This window comes from Streptomyces sp. NPDC013157, from assembly GCF_042899865.1.
GTDB lineage: Bacteria > Actinomycetota > Actinomycetes > Streptomycetales > Streptomycetaceae > Streptomyces.
This window is the reverse complement of record NZ_JBIBAK010000011.1, coordinates 246,336-259,630: the sequence shown is the minus strand read 5'-3', so window position 1 is coordinate 259,630 and position 13,295 is coordinate 246,336. Positions and strand designations below refer to the sequence as shown.

Below are 13,295 nucleotides of genomic sequence, written 5' to 3'. Positions count from 1 at the left end.
CACGGTCACGGGCGGGCGGGCTCCTCGGCGACGGAGAGCCCGCCGAGCAGGGTGCGGGCGATGCGGGCGGCGAAGGTGTCCACCGGCGGGCGCTCGCCGGTCGCCGTCGCCTCGTAGGAGAAGACGCGCTGGACACAGGCGCCGAGGAGCAGGGCGGCGGCCGCGGACGTGTCGGCGTCGGGGCGGATCCGGCCGAGCGCCTGCTCGGCGCGCAGGTAGCCGTCCAGAGCCCTCATCGGCACATGCGGTCCCGCGCCGATGGTGCGGAGGGTGTCGTCGAGCTTCCGCTTGAGCTGCTGCTCGGCGTACAGGGACGCGGTGATCGGGAAGCTCTCCTCGTAGAAGAGGGCGGCCTGACGGGCGATCTGCGTGAGGTTGCCCTCCAGGCTGCCCCGTCCGGGTTCGACGGTGAGCTCGCCCAGGAGCGGGAGGAGTCGCGGCAGCCGCTCGGTGAGCACGTGCACGAACAGCTCTTCCTTGCTCGAGAAGTACTTGTAGAGGGCCGCCTCCGAGCAGCCGGCCGCCCTGGCGATCTCCTTGGTCGTGGCACGGGCGAGCCCGACGGTGCGCATCAGCTCGTGAGCGGCGTCGAGGATGCGGACGCGGGCCGGTTTCTGCTCCATGGCATCCAAGGATCACATGCCCCCTTCCGGCGATTCCGACGGACTTCCCGAGAAGCCTTGACGGGTGAGTGAGTGCTTACCCACTCTAGAGACAAGCAGGGGTGAGTGAATACTCACCCACCTCGTCGGCATCACTGTGCTGGAACGGGAGCAGTCATGAATCTCACTGTGTTCGGCGCGACCGGCGGGATCGGCCGGGAGATCGTCCGTCAGGCACTGGCGTCCGGCCATCGGGTCACGGCGGTCGTCCGCGACCCCGCCCGGCTGACCGTGACCGGCACGGGCCTGGTAGTGGTCCGCGCGGACCTCACCGACCCCGAGGTGATCCGCCCGGCACTGACCGGCCGGGACGCGGTCCTGTCCGGCCTGGGCCCGCGCAGCCGGGGCGACGCCGGCGTCGCCGCCCGGCTGACCCGCACGGTCCTGGCCGCCATGGAGGCGGAGGCCGTACGACGGCTGGTGGTGGTCAGCGCCGCGCCGGTGGGCCCGGAACCGGACGACGACGGCCTCCTGGACCGCACCATGCGCGGTCTGGTCGCCACGATCCTCAGGCCGGTCTACGACGACCTGCGCGAGATGGAGGCGGAACTGTCCGGCAGCGGCACGGACTGGACCTCCGTACGCCCGCCGCGCCTGCAGGACAAGCCGCTGACCGGTACCTACCGCACGGTGGTGGGCGGCTTCCCGCGCAAGGGACGCTTCATCGCACGAGCGGACGTGGCCCACGCGATGCTGGCGATGACCGAGGACCAGGGGACGGTGAAGCAGGGGGTGGGGGTGGCGTACTGAGCCTCCTCCGGCGAGCCGGTGAGGCTCGCGTCCGTCTCCTAGAGGCTCACGCCGACGGTCACCGGCTCGTTGACGAGGGTCACGCCGAAGGCCTCGCGGACCCCGGCGACGACGTCCCGCGCCAGCTCCAGCAGGTCCTCGGTCGTGGCCCCGCCCCGGTTGGTCAGCGCCAGCGTGTGCTTCGTGGAGATCCGGGCCGCTCCGCTGCCGTACCCCTTGGTGAACCCGGCCTTGTCGATCAGCCAGGCCGCCGAGGTCTTGGTACGTCCGTCCCCGGCGGGGTAGGCGGGCGGCTCGGCGGCGTCGCCCAGCCGCTCCCGCACGCGCGCGTGGAAGGCGGCGAACTGCTCGTCCGTGAGGATCGGGTTGGTGAAGAAGGAGCCCGCCGACCAGGTGTCGTGGTCCTCGGGGTCCAGCACCATCCCCTTCCCCGCGCGCAGCTTGAGCACGGTCTCGCGGGCGTCGGCGAGCGGCACCCGGTCTCCCGGCTCCACCCCGAGCGCCCGCGCGGCCTCCGCGTACCGCACCGGCGCCGACAGCCCGCCCGCGTCCTCCAGCCCGAACCGGACGCGCAGGACGACGTACCGCTCGGGGTCGGCCTTGAACCGGCTGTGGCGGTACGAGAACGCGCACTCCTCGTTGGCCAGCGTCACCGTCTCGCCGGTCCGCCGGTCGTATGCGACGACCTCGGTCACGGTCGAGGAGACCTCCTGCCCGTACGCCCCCACGTTCTGGATGGGCGTGGCCCCCGCGGACCCCGGAATACCCGCGAGGCACTCGATGCCCGCGAGGCCCGCCTCGACGGTGCGGGCGACGGCGTCGGTCCACACCTCGCCGGCCGCCAGCTCCAGCGTCGTACCGCGCAGTTCGATACCGGTGGTGGCGATGCGCAGGGCGGTGCCGTCGAAGCCCTTGTCACCGATGACCAGGTTCGATCCGCCGCCGATGACCAGCAGCGGGGTCCCGCTGTCGTCGGCCGCGCGGACGGCGGCGATCACCTCGGCGTCGGTGGTCGCGGTGACCAGCCAGGTGGCGGGGCCGCCGAGCCGGAAGGTGGTGAGGGGGGCGAGGGGGGCGTCGTGGAGTTCCTGCACGCGCCCAAGACTACGAGACGCCGTCGGCGGTCCGGCCGCCACGAGCGGCGTCGTCAGCCGCCGACGGTCTCCAGCGCCGGGGCGGGCTCCCCCTCGGCCACCAGCCGCGCTGCGCGGCGTCGGCCGGGGATGGCCAGGGCGGCGATCCCGGCGAGCGCCACCACGGCCGAGCCGGTGACCAGGGCGGGCTTCAGGCCGTCCACGAAGCTCTGGGCGCTCTCGTAGCCGCCCTGGGCGGAGAAGATGGACGACATGACCGCGACGCCGAGTGCGCCGCCGACCTCGCGCAGCGCGTTGTTGGCGCCGGAGGCGATGCCCTGTTCCTGCGGACGTACGGCGGACATCACCAGGTTGGCGGCCGGGGCGAAGTACAGGGCCATGCCGATGCCGCTGACGATCAGGCCGGGCAGCTGGGCGCCGTAGGAGGCGTCTGCGGTGACGACGGAGGCCAGGTAGCCGAGCCCGGCGGCCTGCAGGAAGAGCCCGGCCGCGACGACGGGGCGGCCGCCTGTGCGGTCGGACAGGATGCCCGCGATCGGCGCGACGATCATCGGCATGCCCGTCCAGGGCAGCATCCGGAGGCCCGCCTCGGTGGGCGAGTAGCCGAGCACGCCCTGCATGTACTGGCTGAGCAGGAAGATCGACCCGAACATCCCGAGGAACATCAGCAGGCTGGCCGCGTTGATCCCGGAGAAGGCGCGGGATCGGAAGAGCCGCATGGGCAGCATGGGGTTCTTGGCGCGGCTGCCGTGGAGGACGAAGCCGGCGAGCAGGGCGGCGCCCGCGAACAGCCCGGTGAGCACGAGCGGGCTGGTCCAGCCGTCGGCGGGGCCGCGCACCAGGCCGTAGACGATCCCGAAGAGGCCGCCGCTGGCGAGCAGGGTGCCGGGGACGTCGAGCGGGGCGCCGGTGCCGTGCGACTCGGCGAGGCGGAGGCGGGCGAGCGGCAGCAGGGCGAGGCCGAGCGGTACGTTCAGCCAGAAGATCCAGTGCCAGGACACGTGTTCGGTGAGGCTGCCGCCGATGAGCGGCCCGGAGGCGACCGCGAGTCCGTTGACGGCACCCCAGATGCCATAGGCCATTCCGCGCCTGGCCTCGGGCACGGCGGCCGTCAGCAGGGTGAGGGTGAGCGGCATCATGATGGCCGCGCCGACGCCCTGCACCGCGCGGGCGGCGATCAGGGAGTCGATGCCGGGCGCCATGGCCGCGGCGGCGGAGGCGCCGGTGAAGACGGTGAGCCCGGCGAGAAAGAGCCGGCGCCGGCCGAAGCGGTCGCCCAGGGCGGCGCCGAACATCAGCAGGACGGCGAAGGTGAGCGTGTAGGCGCTCACGGTCCATTCGAGGTCGTCCAGGGCTCCGCCGAGGTCCTTGCGGATGGAGGGCAGGGCTGTGGTGACGACGAGGTTGTCGAGGGCCGCCATGAACCCGGCGACGCTGGTGATGACGAGCGCCCATCCGGCGCCCCAACGACGTGCGGTTTCTTCTGACATCGCTCCCCCAGAGCGTGCGTGTGGATAGTTATCGATCACTAAGTTTCCGGCCCATGAAAAGACCAGGCCAGGGCAGGCGGACCGGCCCCCTCACCCGTCGCCGCACTTGTCCAGCCGCCCCGTGGTCCCGGCATCCGGGTACATCCCCTGCCAGACCCGGTGCCCGGGCGGAAACCCCATGGCCGCGTAGGTGTTGATGAGCATCCCTTTGGCCAGGAAGGTCGTGGTGCGGTCGGCATCCGCCCCCGAGAGCAGATGGACGGTGTCCCACAGCCGCCCCCAGCCGGCCCGCACGAGCTCGCCGAACTCGTGTTCCCCCTCCGCCTCGGCGGCCGCGACCGTGATGTACGTCTGCATCTGCATCTGGAGCCGCTCCGGCCGCTCCTGGATGAGCTGCACATACGCGTCGCCCATGGCATGCAGGGCCTCTTCCCCCTGCAACCCCTCGGCCGCCTTCTCGAAGAGCTCGCACATCTCGTCGATGCAGCGCTCCGAGGCGGCCGCGAAGATCGCCTTCTTGCCCGGGAAGAGCCGGAAGAGATACGGCTGCGAGACCCCGACCCGTTTGGCGATCGCCTCGGTGGAGGTGCCGTAGTAGCCCCTCTGCGAGAACTCCGCGATCGCCGCGCGGATGACGCTCTCGCGCCGCTCCTCCGCACTCATCCTGACCATGCGAGAAAGTTAGTACTCAATCACTAACCAAGTCAAGGGCCGGGGAACCAAGCCGCTGCATCCCGGGCGCCACATACAGGTAAGGAGCGCCCCGCAAAGGAGGGCGCCCCTTACCGAGTCGCCGGACTCAGCCCAGCCGGACGACCGCCCGTGACATGCCCAGCACCTTCTGCCCGGCGCTCATCGCCGTCAGGTCGACACGCACGGTGTTGTCGTCGAGCTTGGCCGCGACCTTGCCGCTGACCTCGATCAGGGCGCCCTGGTCGTCGTTCGGCACGACGACGGGCTTGGTGAAGCGGACGCCGTAGTCGACGACCGCACCCGGGTCGCCGGTCCAGTCGGTGACGACACGGATCGCCTCGGCCATGGTGAACATGCCGTGGGCGATGACGTCCGGCAGGCCGACCTCCTTGGCGAACTTCTCGTTCCAGTGGATCGGGTTGAAGTCCCCGGAGGCGCCCGCGTACCGCACCAGCGTGGCGCGGGTCACGGGAAAGGTCTGGGCCGGCAGTTCGGTGCCGACCTCGACGTCCTCGTACGCGATCTTCGACGTCATCGGATCCTCACGCCCCGCCTTCTTCTGCGCCGGCCGCGCGGGCCACCAGCTTGGTCAGGGCGCTCACCACGAGCTCGCCCGCCTCGTCGTGGACGTCACCGCGGATGTCGATGACGTCGTTGCCCGCGAGGGACTTGATGGCCTCGATGGTCGACGTCACGGTCAGCCGGTCGCCGGCGCGGACGGGACGCCGGTAGGCGAACTTCTGGTCGCCGTGCACCACCCGGCTGTAGTCCAGGCCGAGCTGCGGGTCCTCGACGACCTGGCCGGCCGCGCGGAAGGTGATCGAGAAAACAAAAGTCGGCGGGGCGATCACATCGGAATAGCCGAGTGCCTTGGCGGCCTCCGGGTCCGTGTACACGGGGTTGGTGTCACCCACCGCCTCGGCGAACTCACGGATCTTCTCCCGGCCCACCTCGTAGGGCTCGGTGGGTGGGTAGGTCCGTCCCACGAAGGACTGGTCGAGCGCCATTGGCCCGGCACCTCCTGATGTCTGCTGTGCTGCCCCACAAAGTAGCGGGAAAGGCATCGGCCGAAACGCCGTGAGGCCGCCCCCGAGTCGGGGACGGCCTCACGGACGAGCCTGTTTGTTATCGCGTCTCGCGGTGCGCAGTGTGCGCGTTGCAACGCGGGCAGTGCTTCTTCATCTCAAGACGGTCCGGGTTGTTACGCCGGTTCTTCTTGGTGATGTAGTTCCGCTCCTTGCACTCCACGCAGGCCAGCGTGATCTTCGGGCGGACGTCGGTGGCAGCCACGTGAGTGCTCCTAAGACGAACGGATGGACTGATTCAACGCAAGAAAGAGTAGCCGATCGAAGGACCGACCCCGCAATCGGCTACTGTCAGTAGCGGTGACCGGACTTGAACCGGTGACACAGCGATTATGAGCCGCTTGCTCTACCGACTGAGCTACACCGCTTTGATGAGATCGGCCCCCGCCTCGCGACGGGAACCTCCCACACCAGAGCCCCAATACGGAATCGAACCGTAGACCTTCTCCTTACCATGGAGACGCTCTGCCGACTGAGCTATTGGGGCGAGCGATGAAGACATTACACGCTCGGCCGCCGTTCACCCAAATCCGTTTCCCGCCGCCCTTCCCGGCCCCTTCCGCACGGCTCACGACGGCCTCCCGGGCCCCTTCCGGCACTCCCCACGCGCGCGTGCCGAACCGTTCCCCGCAGGTCCGACGGCTCCGGTACGACTATTGCGCTCCTCCCGGCCGCACGCGGCTCGCCACCCTAGGCTCGACTCACTCTGCGTGATCTTGAGTCCAATGCCTGGACCGACCCTCATGGAGCGCGATGCCCGACAGCCAGCCGCAGCCGCCCTCGTCGTCGCCCAACCCGCAGGGTTCCTCTGGCCAGCCCGACCCCGCCGCACTCCTGCTGTGCGGGGCACGGCTCACCGACGGCCGGACCGTGGACGTACGGCTGGGCTGCGGGCGCATCGAGGCGGTGGGTACGGCCGGCAGCCTGGCCCCGGGGCCGGCCCGCACCGGCGGCACGCGCGTGGACCTGACCGGCTACCTCCTCCTCCCCGCCCCGGCCGAACCGCACGCCCACGGCGACACCGCGCTCTCCGCCGAACACGACGGCCCGGTCTCCTACGAACCCGAGGACGTCCAGCGCCGCGCCACCGAGGCGGTCCTGCTGCAACTGGGACACGGTGCGACGGCGGTACGCGCGCACGTGCGCGTGGGCGACGTCCAGGGCCTGGGCGCCCTTGCCGCCGTCCTCCAGGCGCGCCGCTCGCTGCGCGGGCTCGCGGAGCTCACAGCGGTCGCGATGCCGCGCGTGCTGACCGGGATCGCGGGCGCCGACGGGCTCGCCATACTGCGGGACGCCGCGAAGATGGGCGCGTCCGTGGTGGGCGGCTGCCCCGACCTGGACCCCGACCCCACCGGCTATGCGGAGGCGGTCCTGGAGGTGGCTTCCGAACACGGCTGCCCCGTCGACCTGCACACGGACGCCACCGACCCGGCCCGGCTGGCCAGGCTCGCGGCGATGGCGGGCGGCATGCGCCCCGGCGTGGCCCTCGGACCGTGCGCCGGACTCGCACGCCTGCCCGCCGAGGTGGCCGCGCGGGTCGCGGACCAGCTCGCCGCGGCCGGCATCACGGTGGTGTGCCTGCCCCAGGGCGGCTGCGGTGCCGTGGACCGCCGTGGCACGGCACCGGTACGGCTGCTGCGTGCGGCCGGGGTACGGATCGCCGCCGGCAGCGGCGCCCTGCGCGACCTGTCGAACCCCGTCGGCCGCGGCGACCCCCTGGAGGCCGCCTACCTCCTGGCCTCCCGGCACGGACTGCGCCCCGAGGACGCCTACGACGCCGTGAGCACCGCCTCCCGCGCCGCCCTCGGCCTTCCCGAGGTCCGCGTCGAGGCCGGCTTCCCCGCCGAACTCCTCGCGGTACGCGGCGACCACCTGGCCGGCGCGCTCTCGCTCGCCTACAGCCGGATCGTGGTGCACCGGGGGCGCGTGGTGGCACGCACGAGCGCGGTCCGCGAGTACTGCAACTCTGCGGTGGCAGCGGAACTGGGGCTGCCGCGGCAGGGGCGTGGGGAGTTGTCCTGAGGGGCACGGGAGCGCGACCGCCCACGCGCGGGCCGAGGCGCGGGAGCGCGCGGCTCGGAGCGAGGGATCCCCGTCGCGCGCTGGAACCGGCCCCGCGCGCCGGGCGGAACCACCCGGGCGTGTGGGGCGCATGAAGTCGTGCAGCGGATGCGGGGCTTCGGGCGTACGGTCTGAAACATGCGCATTGTCATCGCTGGTGGTCATGGTCAGATCGCGTTGCGGCTGGAGCGGCTGCTCTCCGCGCGCGGGGACGAGGTCGCGGGAATCATCCGGAACGCCGAGCAGGGCGACGACCTGCGGGCGGCCGGTGCCGAACCGGTGCTGCTGGACCTGGAGTCGGCGTCGGTCGACGAGGCCGCGGCTCTTCTGCAGGGGGCGGACGCGGCGGTGTTCGCGGCGGGCGCGGGCCCGGGCAGCGGCACGGCCCGCAAGGAGACGGTGGACAAGGGCGCGGCGGTGTTGTTCGCGGACGCGGCCGTGCGCGCGGGCGTGCGCCGTTTCGTGGTCGTCTCCTCCATGGGCGCGGATCCGGCGCACCAGGGCGACGAGGTCTTCGACGTGTATCTGCGGGCCAAGGGTACGGCCGACGCATATGTGGCCGGGCAGAACGCCCTGGACTGGACGATCCTGCGCCCCGGTGCGCTGACGGACGCGCCGGGCACGGGTCTGGTGCGTCTGGAGGCGCACACGGGCCGGGGTGCGGTCACGCGCGACGATGTGGCCGCCGTACTGGCTGAGTTGGTGGACACCTCGGCGACGGCCGGCCTGACCCTGGAGCTGATCGGCGGGTCGACGCCGGTCACGGTGGCCGTGAAGTCGGTGGCCGGGAACTGAGTTCTCAGAACAGCGGCAGCTGCCCGGGGAACTCCGGCAAGACGTAACCGTCCAACGAGGGCTCTACGGCCCCGATCAGGGCCTGCTGCCGCGAGCCGGAGCAGGAGACCAGTTCCCCGGCCTCCCGCGCCCCGGGCGGGTCGTGCCGTGCGAAACGGCCCGCCACGACGGCGATTTCACGGCGGCACACCGGGCAGGTTCTGCGTCGGGAGGACATGTGTTCAGTGTGCCCCGGAGCGGGGCATCCGTGACGGACTGCTGCCCGGCCGCCTCACCGACGAAGCGCCTCCATGATCTTCATCACGCCTCGCCCCGCGTCCACGGGGCTCCTTCCGCGTCAAGGCATACGCACGGGCACATGACGAAGGGCCCGTGACCTGCTTGATCGCAGGTCACGGGCCCTTCGTTCCCGTGTGGCGGCGCCAGGATTCGAACCTGGGAAGGCTGAGCCGGCAGATTTACAGTCTGCTCCCTTTGGCCGCTCGGGCACACCGCCGGGGTTCTGCCACCAGATCGAACCGCTTTTCGGCGGTGCTCCCTGGCAACGACGTAAACAATACCCGATCCGCAGGGGTGCTCCGCCACCCGATTGATCGCCGCCCGCGGGACGCGGGATGGCTAGGCTGGTGCGGATGCGGCCCGGTGCCCACCCCGGGTCCGGCGGCCGCCGCGCGCGCCGCAACGCATCCCGTCACACCCCCCGATACAAGGAGCCACAGGACATGGCCGACTCCAGTTTCGACATCGTCTCGAAGGTCGAGCGGCAGGAGGTCGACAACGCCCTCAACCAGGCCGCCAAGGAGGTCTCGCAGCGCTACGACTTCAAGGGCGTGGACGCCTCGATCGCCTGGTCCGGCGAGAAGATCCTGATGCAGGCGAACTCCGAGGAACGGGTCAAGGCGATCCTCGACGTCTTCCAGTCGAAGCTGATCAAGCGTGGCATCTCGCTGAAGGCGCTGGACGCGGGTGAGCCGCAGCTCTCCGGCAAGGAGTACAAGATCTTCGCGTCGATCGAGGAGGGAATCTCCCAGGAGAACGCGAAGAAGGTCGCGAAGATCATCCGCGACGAGGGCCCCAAGGGCGTGAAGGCCCAGGTCCAGGGCGACGAACTGCGTGTCAGCTCCAAGAGCCGCGACGACCTCCAGGCCGTGATCGCGCTCCTGAAGGGCCAGGACTTCGACTTCGCGCTCCAGTTCGTGAACTACCGGTAGGCAGCGCCTTCGAAGTACGAGAAGGGCGGGCACCTCGTCGTGCCCGCCCTTCTCGTACTCTCGTGGGTCGGCTCCGGCCGAGGGTGGTCAGTCGCGCGAGTTGCCGAACAGGATGCGGTAGGCGATCAGCAGGACCAGTGCGCCGCCGATCGCCGCGACCCAGGTCGCGCCGTCGTAGAAGTTCTTGGCGATCGGGTGGTCCAGCCAGCGGGCCGATATCCAGCCGCCGAGGAACGCGCCCACGATGCCGATGAGGGTCGTGCCGATGAAGCCGCCCGGGTCGCGTCCCGGCAGCAGGAACTTGGCGATGACGCCGGCCACCAGTCCCAGGATGATCCAGCTGATGATGCCCATGACCTGAACCTGCCCTTCCGCGCTGCGTTCGCACTCTTCCGGCCCGGTGATTCAGGTCCGGGCCGGCTGTGCCGGACAGGTTGGGCCGGACGGGCCGTCGAGCGGTCCGCATGTGTCCGTCGCGCGCGTGTTCGTGCCCTGTCGATGACGAGGACGCCTGCGCGATACCGCACGGTTGCAGTGATCAGTAGGGTGCGCCGCATGGCTTCCACTCCTCCTTCCGGTCTGCGGCGCACGCTGGGCGTGCACGATGCCGTGGTCGTCGGCCTGGGCTCGATGGTCGGGGCCGGAGTGTTCTCCGCCCTCGGCCCCGCGGCCCGCGCGGCCGGGTCGGGGCTGCTTCCCGCGCTGGCCGTCGCCGCGCTGGTCGCCTACTGCAACGCCATGTCCTCGGCGCGCCTGGCCGCCCGGTACCCGCAGTCGGGCGGCACCTACGTGTACGGGCGGGAGCGGCTCGGCGCCTTCTGGGGGTACCTCGCGGGGTGGGCGTTCGTCGTCGGCAAGACGGCGTCCTGCGCCGCGATGGCGCTCACCGTGGGCGCGTACGTCTGGCCGGGGCAGGCGCACGCGGTGGCGGTCGCGGCCGTGGTGACGCTGACCGCCGTGAACTACGGCGGCATCCAGAAGTCGGCCTGGCTGACGCGGGTGATCGTGGCCGTGGTGCTGGCGGTCCTCGCTTCCGTGGTGGTCGTGTGCCTGACGTCCGGGGCGGCGGACGCGGGGCGGCTGGACATCAGGCTCTCGGCGGGCGTGGGCGGGGTGCTCGAGGCCGCCGGCCTGCTGTTCTTCGCGTTCGCCGGGTACGCGCGGATCGCGACCCTCGGTGAGGAGGTGCGGGACCCGGCGCGCACCATTCCGCGTGCGATCCCGCTGGCCTTGGGGATCACTCTGGTGGTGTACGCGTGCGTGGCGGTGGCCGCGGTCTCGGTGCTGGGCACGGACGGGCTGGGGCGGGCGGCCGCGCCGCTGGCCGACGCGGTGCGGGCGGCCGGGGTGCCGGGGCTGGTGCCCGTGGTGCGGGTGGGGGCCGCGGTGGCCGCGCTCGGCTCGCTGCTGGCCCTGATCCTCGGAGTGTCGCGGACGTCGCTGGCCATGGCCCGCGACGGTCATCTGCCGCGGGCGCTGGCCGCGGTGCACCCACGCTTCCAGGTCCCGCACCGCGCGGAACTGGCGGTCGGCGCGGTGGTCGCCGTGGCAGCGGCGACGGCGGACGTACGGGGCGCCATCGGTTTCTCCTCCTTCGGTGTGCTGGCGTACTACGCGGTGGCCAACGCCTCGGCGTGGACGCTGGATCCGGCGCCGCGAGCGCGGGTGGTACCGGTGGTGGGTCTGCTGGGGTGCGTGATCCTCGCTTTCGCGCTGCCGGTGACCTCGGTGGCCGCGGGGGCGGCCGTACTGGCGGTGGGTGCGGCGGCGTACGCCGTACGGCGGTGGATGGCCGCCCGGTAGGCACGGTGGCAGCCACGACGGCAGTGGCCGCGAGCTGCGGCGCGGGAAAGTGGCGGCCGCGCTCTGGAGGCGCCCTCTCTCAGAGAGCCTGCTCCGGGGCCGTGCGGGTCCGGAAGTCGGCCCAGGGTGCCAGGTCCGTGCCCGTGTCGGTCTCCTCGTACCAGCCCGTGCCCTCCAGCCAGGTGCGCAGCCAGTCGGTGAGGCTGGGCGCGTCCACGAACCAGGCGCCGTCGGCGTCGTCGGCATTGGGCTCGTAGAGCAGGACCGCGGCCTGCGGGGCCCGGCAGTCCACGCACGCGTACATGCCACAGCCCCAGTGGGATATCGGCAGGACACCCTCGGGCCAGGGCCAGTCCGGGTTCTTGCGGCCATACTCGCGGTTGGCGAGGTACTGGGCGACGGCGGCCGGTTCCCCCGAGGGCGCGGAATCGAGCAGGGGCAGCAGGCCGTACGACGGGCCGAAACCGCCGTCGCCCACCCGCTCGTAGAGCGCGGCGAGGAGGGGCGGCAGCGGGAAGCCGAGGGTCTGACCGGCGCGGTCGAGCGTGGCGGCGTCGACGGGCGCGGGGAGCGAAGGCCAGCCCCACGGGCGGGAGTTGCGGGCCTGAACGGTCACCCGTGTCAGCAACTGCTCGATCTCGGTCATGGCTTCATGATGCAGGCCGCCACCGACAGTCGGCCCGGCCTGTGGACAACCTCCCGCCGACGCTCCGGCCTGTGGACAACTCGTGTGCCGGAGGCGCCGGGTCGGGTCGGACGAAGGCGCCGGGTCGGGTCGGACGAGGTGCGGTCAGCGGGTTGCGAACGGCTGGTCCGTGGGGACGATCTCGCGTCCGAGCGGGAGCAGGGAGACCGGGATCAGCTTGAAGTTGGCGATGCCGAACGGCATCGTCTCGGGACGTTCCCAATCGCGCTACAAGGGCGCTGCGCTTCCGCCTGGACGCCTGACCGGCTGATACTTGTGGCAGCAGGCATGCCGACGGAGTGACCTGGAGAGGGTACCGACCATGAAGCTGTTCAACCTGCTGCTCAACATCCTGTGGCTCGTCTTCTGCGGATTTTGGATGGCGCTCGGCTACCTGATCGCAGCGCTGATCTGCTTCGTCTTGATCATCACCATCCCGTTTGGCATCGCGTCCCTACGTATCGCCGGCTACGTCCTGTGGCCGTTCGGGCGGACCACAGTGGAGCGGCCGGACGCCGGCGCCGGATCCTTCATCGGCAACGTGATCTGGGTGATCTTCGCGGGATGGTGGCTGGCTCTGGCCCACTTGATCACGAGCATCCCGCTGTTCCTGTCGATCATCGGGATCCCGTTCGGGTGGGCGAACCTGAAGCTCATCCCAATCTCTCTCATGCCGTTGGGCCGTGACGTGATCCCCACGAACCAGCAGTTCGGCATCCGCTAGAGATCTTTAACGGCGCGGGTTACGTCTGGTCGTGACGGCTGTCGTGGGCGGCGCTATGCCGGGAGGATGAGGTATCCCGATGGCGGTGGATAAACGGCCGGGGAACGGGCTCGGCGTGAGCAAGTCCGGCTCGCAGCCGCTGACCTGATCGAGGCCGGGGCCAGTGACCGGGAGGTGGCCCGGCGGTTCAGGGTGACCCGGATGTCGGCGAACCGCTGGCGGCGGGCGTTGGCTTCGGGTGG

General features: G+C 71.2%; 16 protein-coding genes, 3 tRNA genes and 1 pseudogene. 7 read left to right on the top strand and 13 right to left on the bottom strand.

Annotated elements, in window-relative coordinates; all coding sequences use genetic code 11:
* Nucleotides 1-5 precede the first annotated feature (5 nt).
* The gene (locus tag ACFY6U_RS30580; RefSeq protein WP_390043360.1) at nt 6-623 is read right to left on the bottom strand and encodes a helix-turn-helix domain-containing protein; all 618 of its coding nucleotides are present in this window, start codon (nt 621-623) and stop codon (nt 6-8) included.
* 156 nt (nt 624-779) lie between these two features.
* On the opposite strand from ACFY6U_RS30580, the gene ACFY6U_RS30575 reads away from it, so the two are divergent.
* Nucleotides 780-1,412, top strand: coding sequence for an NAD(P)-dependent oxidoreductase (locus ACFY6U_RS30575; protein ID WP_390043358.1), 633 nt, complete (start codon nt 780-782; stop codon nt 1,410-1,412).
* A 38-nt stretch (nt 1,413-1,450) separates the two neighbouring features.
* Here ACFY6U_RS30575 and ACFY6U_RS30570 read toward each other — a convergent pair whose 3' ends face one another.
* From ACFY6U_RS30570 to ACFY6U_RS30535, 8 genes are all read right to left on the bottom strand, one after another.
* A complete protein-coding gene (locus ACFY6U_RS30570) occupies nt 1,451-2,506 on the bottom strand; it encodes a UDP-N-acetylmuramate dehydrogenase (RefSeq protein ID WP_390043357.1) in 1,056 nt (351 codons plus the stop codon).
* 53 nt (nt 2,507-2,559) lie between these two features.
* Complete coding sequence (locus ACFY6U_RS30565) at nt 2,560-3,996, bottom strand: DHA2 family efflux MFS transporter permease subunit (protein WP_390043355.1); 1,437 nt, start codon at nt 3,994-3,996, stop codon at nt 2,560-2,562.
* A 90-nt stretch (nt 3,997-4,086) separates the two neighbouring features.
* Nucleotides 4,087-4,668 carry a TetR/AcrR family transcriptional regulator gene (locus ACFY6U_RS30560; RefSeq protein WP_390043353.1) on the bottom strand — a complete coding sequence of 194 codons (582 nt, stop codon included), beginning with the start codon at nt 4,666-4,668 and terminating at the stop codon, nt 4,087-4,089.
* A 127-nt stretch (nt 4,669-4,795) separates the two neighbouring features.
* On the bottom strand, nt 4,796-5,224 hold the full coding sequence (locus tag ACFY6U_RS30555; protein ID WP_388905970.1) for a MaoC family dehydratase: 429 nt from the start codon (nt 5,222-5,224) through the stop codon (nt 4,796-4,798).
* 7 nt (nt 5,225-5,231) lie between these two features.
* Entirely contained in the window at nt 5,232-5,696 is a 465-nt protein-coding gene (locus ACFY6U_RS30550; protein WP_351487208.1) for a MaoC family dehydratase N-terminal domain-containing protein, read from the bottom strand.
* A gap of 118 nt (nt 5,697-5,814) precedes the next feature.
* Entirely contained in the window at nt 5,815-5,979 is a 165-nt protein-coding gene (gene rpmG / locus ACFY6U_RS30545) for a 50S ribosomal protein L33 (protein WP_003948671.1), read from the bottom strand.
* A gap of 90 nt (nt 5,980-6,069) precedes the next feature.
* Nucleotides 6,070-6,142, bottom strand: a tRNA-Met gene (locus ACFY6U_RS30540).
* Between the two features lie 46 nt (nt 6,143-6,188).
* Nucleotides 6,189-6,261: transfer RNA gene (locus ACFY6U_RS30535), tRNA-Thr, on the bottom strand.
* Nucleotides 6,262-6,527: 266 nt separating this feature from the next.
* On the opposite strand from ACFY6U_RS30535, the gene ACFY6U_RS30530 reads away from it, so the two are divergent.
* Complete coding sequence (locus tag ACFY6U_RS30530) at nt 6,528-7,796, top strand: hydrolase (protein ID WP_390043351.1); 1,269 nt, start codon at nt 6,528-6,530, stop codon at nt 7,794-7,796.
* Between the two features lie 177 nt (nt 7,797-7,973).
* Nucleotides 7,974-8,630 carry an SDR family oxidoreductase gene (locus ACFY6U_RS30525; RefSeq protein WP_390043349.1) on the top strand — a complete coding sequence of 219 codons (657 nt, stop codon included), beginning with the start codon at nt 7,974-7,976 and terminating at the stop codon, nt 8,628-8,630.
* 4 nt (nt 8,631-8,634) lie between these two features.
* Here the strand turns inward: ACFY6U_RS30525 and ACFY6U_RS30520 are convergent, their stop codons facing one another.
* Both ACFY6U_RS30520 and ACFY6U_RS30515 read right to left on the bottom strand, forming a co-directional pair.
* The gene (locus ACFY6U_RS30520; protein WP_390043347.1) at nt 8,635-8,847 is read right to left on the bottom strand and encodes a hypothetical protein; all 213 of its coding nucleotides are present in this window, start codon (nt 8,845-8,847) and stop codon (nt 8,635-8,637) included.
* 197 nt (nt 8,848-9,044) lie between these two features.
* Nucleotides 9,045-9,126: transfer RNA gene (locus ACFY6U_RS30515), tRNA-Tyr, on the bottom strand.
* Nucleotides 9,127-9,352: 226 nt separating this feature from the next.
* On the opposite strand from ACFY6U_RS30515, the gene ACFY6U_RS30510 reads away from it, so the two are divergent.
* Nucleotides 9,353-9,841: a YajQ family cyclic di-GMP-binding protein gene (locus ACFY6U_RS30510; RefSeq protein WP_093499708.1), complete on the top strand. Its 489-nt coding sequence runs from the start codon at nt 9,353-9,355 to the stop codon at nt 9,839-9,841.
* An 87-nt stretch (nt 9,842-9,928) separates the two neighbouring features.
* Here ACFY6U_RS30510 and ACFY6U_RS30505 read toward each other — a convergent pair whose 3' ends face one another.
* Nucleotides 9,929-10,195 (bottom strand): GlsB/YeaQ/YmgE family stress response membrane protein, encoded by a 267-nt coding sequence (locus tag ACFY6U_RS30505; protein ID WP_390043345.1) that lies wholly within the window; start codon nt 10,193-10,195, stop codon nt 9,929-9,931.
* A gap of 201 nt (nt 10,196-10,396) precedes the next feature.
* Between ACFY6U_RS30505 and ACFY6U_RS30500 the strand changes: the two genes are divergently transcribed.
* Nucleotides 10,397-11,644, top strand: a complete 1,248-nt coding sequence (locus tag ACFY6U_RS30500; RefSeq protein WP_390043344.1) for an APC family permease — start codon at nt 10,397-10,399, stop codon at nt 11,642-11,644.
* A 79-nt stretch (nt 11,645-11,723) separates the two neighbouring features.
* Here ACFY6U_RS30500 and ACFY6U_RS30495 read toward each other — a convergent pair whose 3' ends face one another.
* Complete coding sequence (locus ACFY6U_RS30495; RefSeq protein ID WP_390043342.1) at nt 11,724-12,290, bottom strand: SMI1/KNR4 family protein; 567 nt, start codon at nt 12,288-12,290, stop codon at nt 11,724-11,726.
* A gap of 361 nt (nt 12,291-12,651) precedes the next feature.
* On the opposite strand from ACFY6U_RS30495, the gene ACFY6U_RS30490 reads away from it, so the two are divergent.
* On the top strand, nt 12,652-13,053 hold the full coding sequence (locus ACFY6U_RS30490) for a YccF domain-containing protein (protein ID WP_390043340.1): 402 nt from the start codon (nt 12,652-12,654) through the stop codon (nt 13,051-13,053).
* A 123-nt stretch (nt 13,054-13,176) separates the two neighbouring features.
* Nucleotides 13,177-13,284: pseudogene (locus ACFY6U_RS30485) on the top strand (helix-turn-helix domain-containing protein); the annotation flags it as partial.
* Nucleotides 13,285-13,295: the final 11 nt, after the last annotated feature.